This is a genomic window from Maricaulis sp. (assembly GCF_034670125.1).
In the GTDB taxonomy this organism is placed as follows: domain Bacteria; phylum Pseudomonadota; class Alphaproteobacteria; order Caulobacterales; family Maricaulaceae; genus Maricaulis.
Map to the genome: position 1 here is coordinate 39,122 of NZ_JAXMOC010000010.1, position 14,737 is coordinate 53,858.

General features: G+C 64.5%; 15 protein-coding genes and 1 tRNA gene. 11 read left to right on the top strand and 5 right to left on the bottom strand.

Going from position 1 to position 14,737, the window contains the following annotated elements:
- Positions 1 to 2 precede the first annotated feature (2 nt).
- A complete protein-coding gene (locus VOI18_RS14210) occupies positions 3 to 554 on the top strand; it encodes a winged helix-turn-helix domain-containing protein (RefSeq protein ID WP_323763080.1) in 552 nt (183 codons plus the stop codon).
- Between the two features lie 412 nt (positions 555 to 966).
- On the opposite strand, the gene VOI18_RS14215 is transcribed toward VOI18_RS14210, so the two are convergent.
- Positions 967 to 1,488: a hypothetical protein gene (locus VOI18_RS14215; RefSeq protein ID WP_323763081.1), complete on the bottom strand. Its 522-nt coding sequence runs from the start codon at positions 1,486 to 1,488 to the stop codon at positions 967 to 969.
- A 527-nt stretch (positions 1,489 to 2,015) separates the two neighbouring features.
- Between VOI18_RS14215 and gyrA the strand changes: the two genes are divergently transcribed.
- From gyrA to VOI18_RS14240, 5 genes are all read left to right on the top strand, one after another.
- On the top strand, positions 2,016 to 4,772 hold the full coding sequence (gene gyrA / locus VOI18_RS14220; RefSeq protein ID WP_416374892.1) for a DNA gyrase subunit A: 2,757 nt from the start codon (positions 2,016 to 2,018) through the stop codon (positions 4,770 to 4,772).
- Between the two features lie 106 nt (positions 4,773 to 4,878).
- Positions 4,879 to 5,367, top strand: a complete 489-nt coding sequence (gene coaD, locus VOI18_RS14225) for a pantetheine-phosphate adenylyltransferase (protein ID WP_323763083.1) — start codon at positions 4,879 to 4,881, stop codon at positions 5,365 to 5,367.
- Positions 5,368 to 5,369: 2 nt separating this feature from the next.
- A complete protein-coding gene (locus VOI18_RS14230) occupies positions 5,370 to 6,320 on the top strand; it encodes a peptidylprolyl isomerase (protein ID WP_323763122.1) in 951 nt (316 codons plus the stop codon).
- 8 nt (positions 6,321 to 6,328) lie between these two features.
- Positions 6,329 to 6,781 carry a peptidylprolyl isomerase gene (locus tag VOI18_RS14235; RefSeq protein ID WP_323763084.1) on the top strand — a complete coding sequence of 151 codons (453 nt, stop codon included), beginning with the start codon at positions 6,329 to 6,331 and terminating at the stop codon, positions 6,779 to 6,781.
- Between the two features lie 4 nt (positions 6,782 to 6,785).
- On the top strand, positions 6,786 to 7,391 hold the full coding sequence (locus VOI18_RS14240) for a peroxidase-related enzyme (protein WP_323763085.1): 606 nt from the start codon (positions 6,786 to 6,788) through the stop codon (positions 7,389 to 7,391).
- On the opposite strand, the gene VOI18_RS14245 is transcribed toward VOI18_RS14240, so the two are convergent.
- Entirely contained in the window at positions 7,382 to 8,389 is a 1,008-nt protein-coding gene (locus VOI18_RS14245; RefSeq protein WP_323763086.1) for an endonuclease/exonuclease/phosphatase family protein, read from the bottom strand. The genes VOI18_RS14240 and VOI18_RS14245 overlap by 10 nt on opposite strands.
- An 83-nt stretch (positions 8,390 to 8,472) precedes the next feature.
- Here VOI18_RS14245 and queA point away from each other — a divergent pair, with 83 nt between their 5' ends.
- Entirely contained in the window at positions 8,473 to 9,537 is a 1,065-nt protein-coding gene (queA, locus tag VOI18_RS14250; protein ID WP_323763087.1) for a tRNA preQ1(34) S-adenosylmethionine ribosyltransferase-isomerase QueA, read from the top strand.
- Here the strand turns inward: queA and VOI18_RS14255 are convergent.
- Positions 9,534 to 10,103: a hypothetical protein gene (locus VOI18_RS14255; RefSeq protein WP_323763088.1), complete on the bottom strand. Its 570-nt coding sequence runs from the start codon at positions 10,101 to 10,103 to the stop codon at positions 9,534 to 9,536. The genes queA and VOI18_RS14255 overlap by 4 nt on opposite strands.
- Before the next feature lie 113 nt (positions 10,104 to 10,216).
- Here VOI18_RS14255 and tgt point away from each other — a divergent pair, with 113 nt between their 5' ends.
- The 3 genes from tgt to VOI18_RS14270 all read left to right on the top strand — a co-directional run bounded on the left by tgt (position 10,217) and on the right by VOI18_RS14270 (position 12,397).
- Positions 10,217 to 11,359 carry a tRNA guanosine(34) transglycosylase Tgt gene (tgt, locus tag VOI18_RS14260; protein WP_323763089.1) on the top strand — a complete coding sequence of 381 codons (1,143 nt, stop codon included), beginning with the start codon at positions 10,217 to 10,219 and terminating at the stop codon, positions 11,357 to 11,359.
- 85 nt (positions 11,360 to 11,444) lie between these two features.
- Complete coding sequence (locus VOI18_RS14265) at positions 11,445 to 11,879, top strand: hypothetical protein (RefSeq protein WP_323763090.1); 435 nt, start codon at positions 11,445 to 11,447, stop codon at positions 11,877 to 11,879.
- Complete coding sequence (locus tag VOI18_RS14270; protein WP_323763091.1) at positions 11,876 to 12,397, top strand: GNAT family N-acetyltransferase; 522 nt, start codon at positions 11,876 to 11,878, stop codon at positions 12,395 to 12,397. The genes VOI18_RS14265 and VOI18_RS14270 overlap by 4 nt, the downstream gene beginning before the upstream one ends.
- A gap of 188 nt (positions 12,398 to 12,585) precedes the next feature.
- Here VOI18_RS14270 and VOI18_RS14275 read toward each other — a convergent pair whose 3' ends face one another.
- Both VOI18_RS14275 and VOI18_RS14280 read right to left on the bottom strand, forming a co-directional pair.
- Positions 12,586 to 13,176: a PRC-barrel domain-containing protein gene (locus VOI18_RS14275; RefSeq protein WP_323763092.1), complete on the bottom strand. Its 591-nt coding sequence runs from the start codon at positions 13,174 to 13,176 to the stop codon at positions 12,586 to 12,588.
- A 135-nt stretch (positions 13,177 to 13,311) separates the two neighbouring features.
- Positions 13,312 to 13,923: a hypothetical protein gene (locus VOI18_RS14280; protein WP_323763093.1), complete on the bottom strand. Its 612-nt coding sequence runs from the start codon at positions 13,921 to 13,923 to the stop codon at positions 13,312 to 13,314.
- Positions 13,924 to 14,052: 129 nt separating this feature from the next.
- Between VOI18_RS14280 and VOI18_RS14285 the strand changes: the two genes are divergently transcribed.
- Positions 14,053 to 14,128: transfer RNA gene (locus tag VOI18_RS14285), tRNA-Lys, on the top strand.
- The last annotated feature ends 609 nt before the right edge of the window (positions 14,129 to 14,737 follow it).

A 14,737-nucleotide genomic window follows, 5' to 3' on the forward strand; every position in this document is an offset into this window, starting at 1 on the left:
ACATGACCCATTCTTCGCATTCCGCTGATCTTGCTGCCACCCGTTTCCGGCTGGGCGATGCCCATTGTGACCTGCTGGCCCTGGAGCTGGTGCGCGCGGGCGAGACCCATCGCCTCGAACCGCGCCTGGCCGGTGTGCTGCACCTGCTCGCGAGGCGCGGCATCAGCCCGGTCACCCGCGATGAATTCCTGGAGATGGTGTGGGAGGAGGATGGCAGTGATGAAGCGCTCAACCAGGCCATTTCCCGCCTGCGGCGCCTGTTGGGCGATGCCAGCCTGATCCGCACCCTGCCGCGAGTGGGCTACAGTTTGAGCGACCCGGTCGAGGCTGCGGGGGCCTTGCCCGCACCGTCATTTTTGACACGCGGCCAGGACCAGTTTCAGGCCGTCCTGCGGTTCGTGAAGCGCCCCTTCATCGGCGGCTTCCTCGCCGGTGCCCTCGCAACCGCCTTGGTCGCCAGCGCGTTCTGGCCGCGGACCATCGAACGCGAATTCGAGATCCTGACGACAGGCCCGATCGAGGCGGCCTGGACGGTCCCGGACGGGACGGAGTAGGGGACACTTTCCCTCTCCCCCGGGAGAGGGCCAGGGTGAGGGGTGTATCCCGGTGGGGGCAGGAGAATTCCCCCTCATCCGGCCTCCGGCCACCTTTTCCCAAGGGAGAAGGAAGGGCGGTGGAACCGCTTCCACTCCATTCCCGCGCCCGGCCGCACACCCAGCCATAAACCGCTTCCCGGGAGTTCGCCGTATCGGGTTCTTCAGGTCAAGGGCGGCGCAGCCGCCGCTCCGCGGTTTCACCCTTGAGCTGAAGAACCCGATACGGCCTGCTGGCTGACAAGCGATCTATGGACGGCTTTGCGCGACGGCGCCGGGGTGGACGGCCGCGGGGCGATCACGTTTTTTGGCGCGCGCGGGAAGGAAGAGGACAAAGATCGCTTGATCCCGGGAGTGGACGATCTGCTTGGCGTCAGTCCTGACAGCTGAAGACGCAGTCCGTACGCGACTCGTCGCATTCCAGCTCAACATATGGGCCGAGGCTGGTTCGCCACTGGCCCGGCGCGGCGTCCTGACATTGTCGATCCAGCACCAGATTCACCGACGCGACACCATCACTGTATACGCAGATAATATCGCCGCCGAGCGGGTGGGACGGGCCGTAGAGGACGCGCAGGAAGACCTCCGTCTCCAGCGGGCGAGACTGGTTTATGACGACGCTATAAAGCCCGGCGTCGGTCTCCACGCCCGCCGTTTCGCCAGCCTCTGTGCCAGGTATGGATGGGTGCAACCGGGTCCGACGATCGAGCGGGCGGCCGGCGGCAACATAGCGCCTGTCTCCCGAGGTGGCCGACATAGCTGACCCGAACTCGAGCTGATAGCCGGTCGGATGCAGATCGAACGCGCTGGGCGCCGGGCAGATCAGCGGCTCGCCTCCGTTCTGCGCTGCGAGCAGCAGGCCCGTGCCTGCGAGGAGTCCGAATAATCCCGACATAGCTCCCTCCCTGTTCAAGCCGGAGGAAATTGGCATGATCGACCGGCACCGAGAGTAACTAATCTACCTTATTTCTGTGTTTGCATCCACGCCAATATCGTCTCAGCCGGGGAGAGATATGACCGCGGCGACTCAGGAGCAGGCACTGAAAAGCGTCCAGCCGGCGGGGCGGTTGCTTCGATAGTAGTACGGTTTGGTTGGATCGGATGCAGCCCGGCATCGTTGCGGGCATTTAGTGCCCCCTCCTGCACCAAGCCTCCCAACCGCCCCCCGCATTTGCTCTCCCCCCTCGCGATTGTTAAGACTCAGTCACAGGAAAGCCGCCTGATTCACATGTCTGATTCGCGCCCGCGCGCGAGGCTGGGTGAGGGGCGGCGATTTTCGTGGCGCGACGGTCGGGGCAATCGTGACCGGCGCTACGTCAGAATGAAAAGAGGGCCGCCTTGAGCGATCACGACGACACGCCGACGACACCCGAGGACGGTTCCGGAAACGGGGCAGACAATACGGGCGGTCAGCCGCCGGCCCTGCCGGACGGGATTGGCAATATCGCCATCGAAGACGAGATGAAGTCGTCCTATCTCGATTATGCGATGAGCGTGATCGTGTCGCGGGCCATTCCCGATGCGCGCGACGGGCTGAAGCCGGTGCACCGCCGCATCCTCTACACCATGCACGAGAACGGGCAGACGCACGAAAAGTCCTACCGCAAATGTGCGACTGCCGTCGGTGACGTTATGGGTCGCTATCACCCGCATGGTGACCAGGCGGTCTATGACTCGCTGGTGCGCCTGGCCCAGTCCTGGTCGATGCGGGTGCCGCTGATCGACGGGCAGGGCAATTTCGGCTCGGTCGATGGCGATCCGCCAGCCGCCTATCGTTACACCGAGGCGCGGATGCAGAAGGTGGCGCAGTCCCTGCTGGCCGATATCGACAAGGACACGGTCAATTTCGTCGACAATTACTCGGCCGAGCGCCGGGAGCCGGTGGTTCTGCCGGCGCGCTATCCCAACCTGCTGGTCAATGGCGCCGGCGGTATCGCCGTCGGCATGGCGACCAATGTCCCGCCGCACAATCTGGGCGAGGTGATTGATGGTACGCTGGCGCTTTTGGAAAACCCCTCGCTGACCGAAGCCGAGCTGCTGGACTATATCCCGGGGCCTGACTTCCCGACCGGTGGCCTGATCCTGGGGCGCACCGGCGCCCGCAATGCGGTGCTGACCGGGCGTGGCTCGATCGTGATGCGCTCACGCACCTCGATCGAGGAAGTGCGCAAGGACCGCATGGCGATCATCGTCCACGAGATCCCCTACCAGGTGAACAAGGCCTCGATGATCGAGAAGATCGCCGACCTGGTCCGCGACAAGAAGATCGAGGGCATTGCCGACCTGCGCGATGAAAGTGACCGCAATGGCATGCGCGTGGTGATCGAGCTGAAGCGCGACGCCAATGCCGATGTCATCCTCAACCAGCTGTTCCGCTGGTCGCCGATGCAGACGAGTTTCGGTGCCAATATGCTGTCGCTCGTCGGTGGTCGTCCGCAATTGCTGGGCGCGCTGGACATCCTCAAGGAATTCCTGCGCTTCCGCGAGGAAGTCGTGGCCCGCCGGGCCAAGTTCGAGCTCAACAAGGCGCGCGACCGGGCGCATGTCATCGTCGGTCTGGCGCTGGCTGTGGCCAATATCGACGAGGTCATCGCCCTCATCCGCAAGGCCCCCAATCCGGCCACCGCGCGTGAGCAGTTGATGGCGCGTGACTGGCCGGCCGTGGATGTGGCGCCGCTGGTCGAGCTGGTCGCCGATCCGCGCTCCATGCTGCGCGACGACAAGACGCTGCGCCTGACCGAAGAGCAGGCGAGGGCGATCCTGGAGCTGCGCCTCAACCGGCTGACCGGTCTGGGCCGCGAAGAGCTGGGCAATGAAGCGGCAACGCTGGCCGAACAGATCGCCGATCTCCTGGACCTGCTGCGCTCGCGCCAGCGCGTGCTCGACATCATCCGCGACGAGCTGAGTGAGGTTCGCGAGAATTACGCCACGCCGCGGCGGTCCGAATTCGTCGATGCCGAGCTGGACTTCGAGGACGAGGATCTGATCCCGCGCGACGAGATGGTCGTCACCGTCACCCATGGCGGCTATGCCAAGCGCACGGCGCTGTCGGACTATCGCGCCCAGCGCCGCGGCGGCAAGGGCCGCTCGGGCATGGCGACCAAGGACGAGGATTTCATCGCCACGCTGTTCGTGGCCTCGACCCACGCACCGCTCTTGTTCTTCTCCAATCGCGGCATGGTCTACAAGACCAAGACCTGGCGTCTGCCGCTGGGCGCCCCGAACACGCGCGGCAAGGCGCTGATCAACCTCCTGCCGCTGGAGCAGGGCGAGACGATCACCTCGATCATGGCCTTGCCGGAAGACGAAAGCACCTGGGCCGACATGAATGTCATGTTCGCGACCAACAAGGGCACCGTCCGCCGCAACAGGCTGTCCGACTTCGTCCAGGTCAATCGCAATGGCAAGATTGCGATGAAGCTGGAGGAAGAAGACGACCAGATCGTCAATGTCGTGCTGTGTACCGAGCAGGACGACGTCTTCCTGACCACCCACAAGGGCCGCGCCATCCGCTTCCCGGCCACCGATGTCCGCGTCTTTGCCGGCCGTAATTCGGTTGGCGTGCGCGGCATCCGCCTGGCCGAGGGCGACGAGCTGATCTCGATGGCGATCCTGCGCCATATCGACGTCACCTCGCCGGAAGCGCGCACCTATCTCAAGCACGCCACGGCCATGCGCCGCGCGCTGGGGGATGATGAAGAGGTCGATGTCGCACCCAATGATGCCGACGAAGACGGTGATGATGAAGCCGCCCTGTCAACCGAGCGCCTGGCCGAGCTGGGCGCGGCGGAGGAATTCCTCCTCACGGTCGCATCCGATGGCATGGGCAAACGCTCATCGGCCTATGATTTCCGGGTGATGGGGCGCGGCAATAATGGCGTCGCGGCGACCGACATCAAGCGCGACATCCCGCTCTCGGCCAGTTTCCCGGTCGAGGATGCCGACCAGATCATGGCTGTCACAGATGGCGGTCAGCTGATCCGCTTCCCGGTCGATACCGTCCGCATCGCCAGCCGCTCGTCTCGCGGTGTGCGCCTGATCCGCCTCAATGAAGGCGAGAATGTCGTCGCGGTGGTTCGTATCCAGGACGCCGGAGATGAGGCCGACGAAGACGGCGACGGCGAGACGGTCGTCGATGCAGGTCCGGCTCCGGAAGCCGGCGACAGCCCGTCCGAATAGTGCGACCGGCGAGGCGGGATTGTTGATCTCGCCTCGCCCTTCTGCCAGACAGGAGCCCGGCACCGGGGAGGTGCCTTTGGGGCGCCAAGCCCGGGAGAGATTGGCCATGACCCGTACTGCGCTCTATCCGGGCACATTTGATCCCCTGACCAACGGGCATATCGACATTATCGGCCGGGCCGTGAAACTGGTCGATCACCTGGTCATCGGTGTCGCGATCAATGAGGGCAAGAAGCCGCTTTTCAGTCTCGACGAGCGCGTCGACATGGTGCGTGAGGAAGTCGCCCCGTTTGCCGATGGCGCGCAGATCGAGGTGCGCCCGTTCGATGGCCTGCTGATGCATTTCGCCGAGGAAATCGGCGCCCAGTCGATTGTGCGCGGGCTTCGGGCCGTGTCCGATTTCGAGTATGAATTCCAGATGGTCGCCATGAACCAGCAGCTCAATGATGACATTGAGACCGTATTCCTGATGGCTGACCCCCGTCACCAGGCGATCGCGTCGCGCCTGGTCAAGGAAATTGCCAAGCTGGGCGGCAATATCTCCGCCTTCGTGACGCCCAATATTGAACGCCGATTGAAGGAGCGTCTTGCGTGATCATGCGTTTCACCCTTACCGCCACACTCGCCCTGGCCCTGACCGCCGGTGCCTGCGCCCGCGAAGCCGAGATTGTGGACAACGAGCAGAGCGCGGCCGCGCCCCTGGCCTCGACGGCTTCTGTCCAGACCGAAACGGCGGTCCCCCAATGGGACCTGCCGGACGATGCCTGGCGGACCGCGGACCAGGAAGACCTGCTCTATATCGAAACCGACCACGGCATGGTCATTGTCGAGATGGCGCCGGAATTCGCGCCCAACCATGTCGCCCGGATGCGTCGGCTGGTGCACGAGCGCTTCTATGATTTCCTGGTCTGGCACCGGGTGATCGACGGCTTCATGGCGCAGGGCGGCGGTTCCCGTACCAATCCCGGTCATGCCGCTGATGTGGAAGGCCTGGAAGCCGAGTTTACCGTGCGTCGCTCCGGTGAACCGGTCGTCACCGAGCTGATGGACCGCGTGATCAATCCGCGCGCTTTGCCGCAAATGGCCAAGGCGGGTTTCTGGGACGGTTTCCATGCCGGAACCCAGACTTCGGCCCTCGCGGCGATCACCGGTGATGGCCAGGTCCAGTCCTGGCTGCTCCATTGCGCCGGTGCCGCTGCGGCGGCCCGCACCAGCGATCCCAACTCCTCACGCAGCCAGTTCTTCATCACCCGCGGCAATGCTGAACACCTCAATGCGCAATACACGGCCTGGGGCCGGGTGCGCGTCGGTCAGGCAGCCGTCGACGCCCTGGCGGTGGGCTCCGCCATGGAAGACCCCGGTTTCCGGCCGGACAATATCCGGTCCATGCGCACCGGTGACGAACTGCCGGCCGGGCAGCAGGTGACTGTCCAGGTCGCCGATACTGACAGTGCGGCCTTTGCCGCCTATCTGGACACGCTGCGCAGCCCGTCTGGCAATCTGCCGGACATTTGCGATATCACCGTGCCGACACGAATTGTGGAATAGGAAGACCCATGGCTGAAGAACAACTCGTATTCACGCTTGAAGGCGGCGACGTCACCATCAGGCTGCGTCCGGATCTGGCACCCAAGCACGTCGCTCGCATCACCGAGCTGGTCAAGGAAGGCTTCTATGACGGCCTGACCTTCCACCGGGTGATTGATGGCTTCGTGGCCCAGGGCGGCTGCCCGAACGGCAATGGCATGGGCGGCTCCGGCCAGCACATCCCGGCCGAGTTCTCCGCCGAGAAGCATGTCCGCGGCACCATGTCGATGGCGCGTGCCTCCGATCCGGACAGCGCCTCCAGCCAGTTCTTCATCTGCCTGGACGACGTGCCCTACCTCAACAACCAGTACACGGTCTGGGGTGAAGTCATCTCCGGCATGGACCATGTCGACGCCCTGCCCAAGGGCGAGCCGCCGGCCAATCCGGGCACGATCGTCAAGGCGACGGTCGTCGAGGCTTGAGGCCTTGAGCTGGATCAAGACACTTGATCGAAAGGCGGCCGATGGCCGCCTTTCGGCTATCTATGACCGGGTCGCCGGCAAGACCGGTCAGATCGACAATATCCTCGCCGCCCATTCGCTGCGACCGCACACGCTGGAAGGTCACATGGCCCTCTACAAGGCGGTGCTGCACCATTACGGCAATGCGCTCGACAAGACTTATCTGGAAGCCATCGGCACCTGGGTCTCGTCGCTGAACAAGTGCGCCTATTGTGTCGAACACCATTTCGCCGGGCTCAAGCGCCTGTTGAATGACGATGCGCGGTCGACCGAGATCCGCGATGCCATCGACGCGGGCATCCCGGAGCGGGCGTTTTCGGGGCGCGAGCTGGCCGGACTGCGTTATGCCGAGCTCTTGACCTGTGCGCCGGACAAGCTGACCCAGATGCATGTGATGGCCCTGAGAGAGGCCGGTTTCGAGGATGGCGAAATTCTCGAGATCAACCAGGTCACGGCCTATTTCGCCTACGCCAACAGGACGGTTCTCGGTCTGGGCGTGAACCCGGCCGGTGAAGCGCTGGGTCTGTCGCCGAATTCATCGGATGACCCGGACAACTGGTCTCACGACTGATCCACGGGCGCGCGCAATCGCAGCCGCGCGACCAGGGGGCGATGATCCGAGCCGGTATTGGGTCCGGCCTTGATTGATTCTGTCTCCCAGGCCTCCCCGGCGAAGATGTGGTCGATGCCCACCAGCATGGGCGGGACCAGGAAGCCGGCCGATGGATCGGTGCTGAACAGGCCTTCCGACGGCCAGCTCGGCAGGGCAATGGAGCGGCGTTCCAGGGCCAGATCCCGTTCGATCCGGGCCAGGGCGCGCGAAGGCGCGGCGGCATTGAAATCCCCCATCACGATCAGCGTGTCCTGCGCTTCCCGGGCCAGGGCGCGGGCCAGATTGCGGCGCTGGCAGTCCTGCGCGGCGGTGGGGAAGGGCCAGGTCAGATGGACCGAAACGATCATCGCCTGGCGGCTGTCGGGCAGTTCGATGCGGGCCCAGACCGCTGGCGGCAGCTCCCAGTCACACGGCACCGCATTCTCGAACGAGATCTCCTGCGGATGTCGCACGCAGCCACTGTCCAGCATGGGCAGCCGGCTGAGCACACGCACCGAGCGACACCGGGCGACATGCGGGAAAGCGGCTTCCAGCTGGTCGACCACTGGCTCGGCATGCCGTGTCGCTTCCTGCAGTGCGAGGATGTCCGGGGCCAGCGCCGCCAGGACAGCAGGCGCCTCGACCGGATTGGTGTTGAGCCCCCAAAGGTTATGGGTGACCATGGTGAGGTCGGTGACGCTATCTGCATTCTCACCCGGTGCTGACAGGCTCAAACGGCGCCAAGCCTCCGGTCCGGCCGGAAGCAGCACCAGCACGCAACCCGCTCCCAGGACAATCGGAAGCCAGCGATGCCGGTTACGCAGCGAGAACAGGGTCACCGCCACGACGAAAATCGCGACCAGCGGCCAGATATGGCGCCAGGCGTCAAAGCCCCGCCAGAGTGGCGCGAGCGTGATGAAGGCGGCCAGGCCCAGCACGGCGCATGAGGCGAGGAAGGCGGTAATCGTGTGGCGCAAGAGCGAGACTTCCAATTTGATTGTCAGGCTTTCTACACGCCAAAGATTGCGAAGCAGTGTGTCCGAATATAGACCCCGCAGCCATGCGTGTTTCCGACTTTGACTTCCACCTCCCCGAGGAGCGGATCGCCCTGCGACCCGCCCGCCCGCGTGATGCGGCGCGGATGCTTCATGTCGCCTCCAATGGCGTGTTCGCGGATCGCGGTGTGCGTGACCTGCCGGACCTGTTGCAGCCCGGCGACCTGATGGTGTTCAACGACACCCGTGTGATCCCCGCTGCGCTGAAGGGCATCCGTCCGGCGCGGGCGGTGGGCGGCGGTGGTCCGGTTGAGGTCGAGGTCAATCTGCACAAGCGGATCGATGCCTCCGCCTGGCGGGCCTTCGTGCGCCCGGCCAAGCGGCTGCGCATGGGTGACGCGATTGCCTTTGGCGAGACCCTCGAGGCTGGAGTGACCGGCAAGTCGGAAGGCGGCGATGTCCGTCTGGTCTTCAACGCCTCCGGCGCGGCGCTGGATGCGGCCATCGCAGTGGCCGGCGAGATGCCGCTGCCGCCCTATATCGCTCGCAAGCGCGGTGTCGACGAGCAGGACGAGGCCGACTACCAGACCCTGTTTGCCACCCATGAAGGATCGGTCGCCGCGCCGACAGCCGGTCTCCATTTCACGCCGGAGCTGATGGCCGCGCTCGACGCGCGCGGTGTCGAGCAAACCCGCGTCACCCTGCATGTCGGGGCGGGCACCTTCCTGCCGGTCAAGTCTGACGATACCGATGATCACCAGATGCATTCGGAATGGTGCACGGTGTCAACGGAGGCGGCCGACGCGATCAATGCCGCCAAGGCCGAGGGACGCCGGGTCATCCCGGTCGGGACCACGGCGCTGCGCACGATTGAGAGCCTGGCCTCAGGGCCGGGCGTCATCAAGGCTGGCAGCCGCGACACCGATATCTTCATCACGCCGGGATCAAGCTTTGCCATCACCGACATGTTGATGACCAATTTCCACCTGCCCAAATCGACGCTCTTCATGCTGGTCAGCGCCCTGTCGGGCCTCGACGTCATGCAGCGCGCCTATGCGCATGCCATCGCTGCGGAGTATCGCTTCTACTCCTATGGCGATGCCTGCCTTCTGGAGCGCACCAAGCGCTAGCCTGTACAATCCGGATAGGCCGTCTGGCTCTGTGCCGTCATTGTGCGGCGACTCAGGGCTGGGCGCGCGTTCTGGATGGTGCGGGGGTCCGCCTGACCGTTCTCTCCGACAAATGACCGGTTGCCGGAAGGCGCCGCTGTGACGGAATTTTCGCCGGCGCTGGCCAGACCATCCTCTCCCACGACGGTGATCCGCTCAAAGGCTTGCCGGCCCCGGCCCGGTACATAACGCTCGACCGTGCGGACCGCGCCATCGCTCGCCTGGCAATGGCCGACAGGCCGCCAGTCAACGCCGGGAAAGGCGGTGTGGCCCACGCGGCTGACCTGCATTTCGCTCCAGTCCACACCGGGAAAGGCCGTGTTCGGCTGGCCAGCCAGCCAATCCACGCCGGGGAAGGCTTCGGCCTCGGTCATGACGGCGGCCTGCCGCATGTCCGGCGGGTCGATGTGGGTCTGGCCCGGGGTCTGAACCGGGATCTGGCGTTGCTGGACGGTTGTTTGACCTGAGGCCTGCAAGGCGGACGGCTCGGCGAGAACAAGGCTCGCGGCGACAAGTAGGATGCTCATCTATCTCTCCCAAATAGATACCGGACCAGCCTAGCACATAATCGGCCCTGCCCGAGGCTCGCATGAATGAAGCGGCTTTCGCTGCCGCAACAACCGGGCTAGAAGCCCCGCCCATGACCGTTTTTCCCTACCAGATCCACGCCACCGACGGCGCCGCCCGTACCGGCGTCCTCAAGACCACACGCGGCGATATCCGCACGCCGGCCTTCATGCCGGTCGGCACGGCGGCGACGGTCAAGGCGCTCTACATGGACCAGGTCAAGGCGACCGGCGCCGACATCATTCTTGGCAATACCTATCACTTGATGCTGCGCCCCGGTGCCGAGCGGGTGAAACGCCTTGGAGGGCTGCACAAGTTTTCGACCTGGCAGGGCCCGATGCTGACCGATAGTGGCGGCTTCCAGGTCTGGTCCCTGTCCAAGCTGCGCAAGATGACCGAGGAGGGGGTGACGTTCCGCTCCCATATCGACGGGTCCGAGCACAATCTCACCCCGGAGCGCTCGATCGAGATCCAGGCCGATCTCTTGGGTGCCGACATCTCCATGCAGCTGGATGAATGCACGCCCTTTGGCTGTTCCGAAAAGGAAGCGCGCACCAGCATGGAGCTCTCCATCCGCTGGGGGCAGCGCTCCAAGGTCGCCTTCGGGACCCGCGACAGCCAGGCCCTGTTCGGCATCGTCCAGGGTTCGGTGTTCGAAAACCTGCGCCGCGAGAGCGCCGAGCGCCTGATCGAGACCGGTTATGACGGCTATGCCATTGGCGGCCTGGCGGTCGGTGAGGGCTTCGAGAAGATGTGCGATGTGCTCGATTTCACGACGCCGCACCTGCCCACCGCGCGGCCACGTTATCTGATGGGTGTTGGCAAGCCGATTGATCTGGTGGAAGCCGTCGCCCGCGGTGTGGACATGTTCGACTGCGTCCTGCCGACCCGTTCGGGGCGCCATGGCCAGGCCTGGTCGGATCATGGCCCGATCAATATCAAGCGCGCCGAGTTCGCCGAGGATGACAGCCCGCTCAATCCGGACATCGATTGCCCGGCCAGCCGGGATTATTCGAAGGCCTATCTCCACCATCTCTTCCGGGCCGGAGAATATCTCTCGGCCATGCTGCTCTCCTGGCATAATATCGCCTACTTCCAGCACCTGACGGCGCGCATGCGCGTGGCCATCGCGGCGGGGGAGTTTGAGGCGTTCCGGCGGGAGTTCCGGGGCAAGTGGGAGCAGGGGGAAGCACAACGTGCCAAGGCGAACAACTAGCCTTATCCTGTGTGGCCTGATCGCCGGTTGCAACGGCGATGCCGGAACGAGCATTCCGCAGCCCGAGGTGGTTTTGGAGTTCAGGGTGGAGACGGAAACGATCCGTCACCGCATGCTGCCGGACCAGCGCGTTGATATCGCCATTGCCTGGGTCCGGAACACATCGACCGGTGCGGTTTGTTTTGAAAGGCCGGGGTGGGGCGAAAGTCGCGAGCTGCGCTTCTTCTATCCGACAGGGGCGCCGGTCTCCTACATGGACCCTTGCGACAGCCTCGATTTCGGGCTGGTAACCTGTCCGACCTCGATGTGGCCTTTTCGCAGGGTCGAGCCCGGATCTGAGATTCCGGTTCTCGCGTCCAACAACCTGCACCGGAATGCACGCTTTGAGTTGAACGGGAGGCTGTCCTACTGGGCGTGTGATGAGGCCGGGCCGCCCGCAAACAGGCGGGTCGCGCAGCAGGTTGTAGAGCTCGCGTTCGATTTCCCGGACCTGCCAGCCAGTGATGGCGGGGAACCATGACGAAGGTGGCGAAGCTCGCGGCCAGTGATGTGAGCTCGCAGTCAGCTGACTTCTCCCACCTTCTCATCGACTGCGTTCAGGCTGGCGCCTCGATCGGCTTCATGGCTTCGCTTGACGACAGTGCCGCCCGGGGCTTCTGGACCGGCATTGCCGACAAGGTTGAAGCCGGCGACCGCACACTCTGGGCCGCCCGCGACGATGATACCGGTGCGCTACTGGGCACTGTCCAACTCGTCACCGGCCTGCCCGACAACCAGCCCCATCGCGGCGATGTGGCCAAGCTGATGGTCTCACCAGATGCCCGGCGGCGCGGCGTGGCTGACGCGCTGATGGCGGCGCTGGAGCGTCATGCCCGTGAGACCGGGCTGCGCACGCTCGTCCTCGACACCGTGACCGGTTCGCCGGCCGAGGCGCTCTATCGCAAGCGCGGCTGGGTCGAGGTCGGAGCGGTGCCGGACTATGCGCTGTTTCCGGATGGCAGCCCTTGCTCGACGACCTTCTTTTACAAGACGCTTTGACCGTTCATTGAGGCTGTCTCCCGGCCAGCGATGAATGGGGCGGTGTGGCGCGCATGGCGCCGCTGCGTGCTCCGGGATGTTGACCGGACTCCCGCCCATAAAGGTGCCCCCGGGTTGGGGGACCCGGGGGCTGAAGGGGCTTCAGTTGGGGATAAGCGGCCTGAAGCCCGTTCGGGGCAGGGGCGCCCTTACCGGTTGGAGCCGGACGGGCCGTCGTCGAGCTCCTGGATATTCTCGTTGTCACCATAATCCGTGTCCGACAGCGGGAACTCGCTGGCCGCATCCTCGTTGAAGCGCGGCAAGGCTTCATACTCGGCGCGGGTATAGTCGATCACCGCGACCGGGCGACGACCGTCCGGCGCAAAGGAGACCTGCGAGGCATCGATCTGGACCTCGTGGCCACCGATATCCATCCAGCCGCCAGCCTCGACCACAATGGCCTCGACATCGCCCTCGGCGGTCAGGCGGACCCGTTCGATCTCGCCCAGGCGGCCACCATCCTTGGTGTGCACACGCAGGCCGACCCAGTGGTGGTCATCGGTATAGGGCGCACGGTCGAGGTCGGAATTGTCCCACGCCTCCACGGCCGCCCGGAACAGGTCATTGTCCTGGATGAAGCTTGAACGCTGGGGCGCGTTGGCCTGCCCCTCCACTTCAATCACGTCGTCAGGCGCGGGTTGGGCCTGTTGTGCCAGGCTGGCGGCACCGACAAGCGCGAGGCTGCCGCCGGTTGCCGCAGTCACGGCGAAAACTCGGGTCAGTTCGAAAAGGCGTGTCATGAAGACCTCCTTGTTTGTCCAACATCCGGCCGACAGGGCCGGGAATGACGACAGGGATCGTCGCCATTGAGGAGGACAACGCAGGGCGTGGGGATTTTCTTCCCGCGTCTTGCATGACAATTTTGCAAGGTGAACCTAGTGGTCGTGATCGTCCTCGACCAGGCCATAGGCTTCAAAGGCCCGCCGCATCTGCGCCGGTGGACAGCCGAAACCGTCATACAGACCGCGCAGATAGGCGCGTCGACGCTGGGCCATTTCCTGTTGCTCTCGAGCCTCCCGTTCAATGCGGCCGGCGCGGCCCAGGAAGCGCACCACCGGGCGCACAGGGTTCAATCCGACAATGGTCGAATGATAAAGGCCCCGCGCGCCATCCGCCGCCGCATCCGGCGCCTGGGAGACGATATGCGCCCCTTGCCCCATCCAGGTTTCGTGATCATGCGCGTTTTCCTCGGCGAGGCGACGCTCTTCCTCGATGTCCGGCCCCAGCACGACCGTCAGGCGGGCAATGTCCTGGGCGACCGTCGAACAGCGGCGCGGCGAGCCTTCACCGCCATAGGGCGTCGGCACGGTCTCTTCGCCTTCATCGACCATGACCCGGCCCGGACGTTCGCGCGGCAGGCCGACGGCGTCTTCCAGCGCCTCGGCCGTTTCCTCGCGGGCAAAGCTGCCGGCACTGCTTGCGGATTGTCGTGTTGAACTGCATGCGCTCGCGCTCAACGCCACGACGACACATGCCAACAGACTCAATCTTCCCCTCATGCGCTGCATTTTAATCCGCGATTGCGGCGAAATCTCATCAAAAATGCTGAAATCCGCAGTCAAACCCCGATTGACCCTCCGGAATCGCCCGTATAGGTTCCGCGCTCCTCGTTCGGGGAGCCGATAGCTCAGCTGGTAGAGCAACTGACTTTTAATCAGTAGGTCCAGGGTTCGAGCCCCTGTCGGCTCACCACTCTTTTTATTTCATATTTTCAAGAGAGTGGTGGCTCGGTGCACATAGCGCCAGAGTGAGAGTTATGCATCGCGCGGCTTTCCGGAATTCCGCAAAAATACGCGCGTCGCCCTGCTTTTCAGCCTCCCCCCCTTCGACACTTCACCTCCGTCATCACACGGCTTGTCCGAGGGGCCTCGTCCACCCGCTCGACGGTGAAGCGCAGGTCCCCCGGATGAGCGCTGCGCGCTCCCCGTGGGATGACGACGGTGTGGGTGCGAAGCGGCCGACGCCTCGGCACACGCCTTCGGCTCCGCTCGTTTCCGGGCGCACGTGACTGAGCTCGCGCCTCCCATCCCGAAAACCGAGGGCAATGTCCCCGGGCCCGGATAGGGGGAGGATAAGTTTTTTGCTGCCAGACGCTTTCCCTCTCCCCTGGGAGAGGGGCAGGGTGAGGGGGAAGTCCCGGTGCCAGCAAGAGTTCCCCCTCATCCGCGCTACGCGCACCTCCTCCCAAGGGAGAAGGAGGGTGGTGCACGGCGGGGATAGGCGTGGCTTGCGCCGGAGCACTGGCATCCCGCCTACTGGAAAACCGGGGCCTGGCCGTGATCGGCTTGACCTGCCGGCCAT

Coding starts and splice junctions, on each gene's coding strand:
- VOI18_RS14235 (WP_323763084.1), top strand. CDS start 6,329: ATGGCTGAAGAACAACTCGTATTCACGCTTGAAGGCGGCGACGTCACC.
- VOI18_RS14255 (WP_323763088.1), bottom strand. CDS start 10,103: ATGAGCATCCTACTTGTCGCCGCGAGCCTTGTTCTCGCCGAGCCGTCC.
- queA (WP_323763087.1), top strand. CDS start 8,473: ATGCGTGTTTCCGACTTTGACTTCCACCTCCCCGAGGAGCGGATCGCC.
- VOI18_RS14275 (WP_323763092.1), bottom strand. CDS start 13,176: ATGACACGCCTTTTCGAACTGACCCGAGTTTTCGCCGTGACTGCGGCA.
- coaD (WP_323763083.1), top strand. CDS start 4,879: ATGACCCGTACTGCGCTCTATCCGGGCACATTTGATCCCCTGACCAAC.
- VOI18_RS14230 (WP_323763122.1), top strand. CDS start 5,370: ATGCGTTTCACCCTTACCGCCACACTCGCCCTGGCCCTGACCGCCGGT.
- tgt (WP_323763089.1), top strand. CDS start 10,217: ATGACCGTTTTTCCCTACCAGATCCACGCCACCGACGGCGCCGCCCGT.
- VOI18_RS14270 (WP_323763091.1), top strand. CDS start 11,876: ATGACGAAGGTGGCGAAGCTCGCGGCCAGTGATGTGAGCTCGCAGTCA.
- VOI18_RS14210 (WP_323763080.1), top strand. CDS start 3: ATGACCCATTCTTCGCATTCCGCTGATCTTGCTGCCACCCGTTTCCGG.
- VOI18_RS14215 (WP_323763081.1), bottom strand. CDS start 1,488: ATGTCGGGATTATTCGGACTCCTCGCAGGCACGGGCCTGCTGCTCGCA.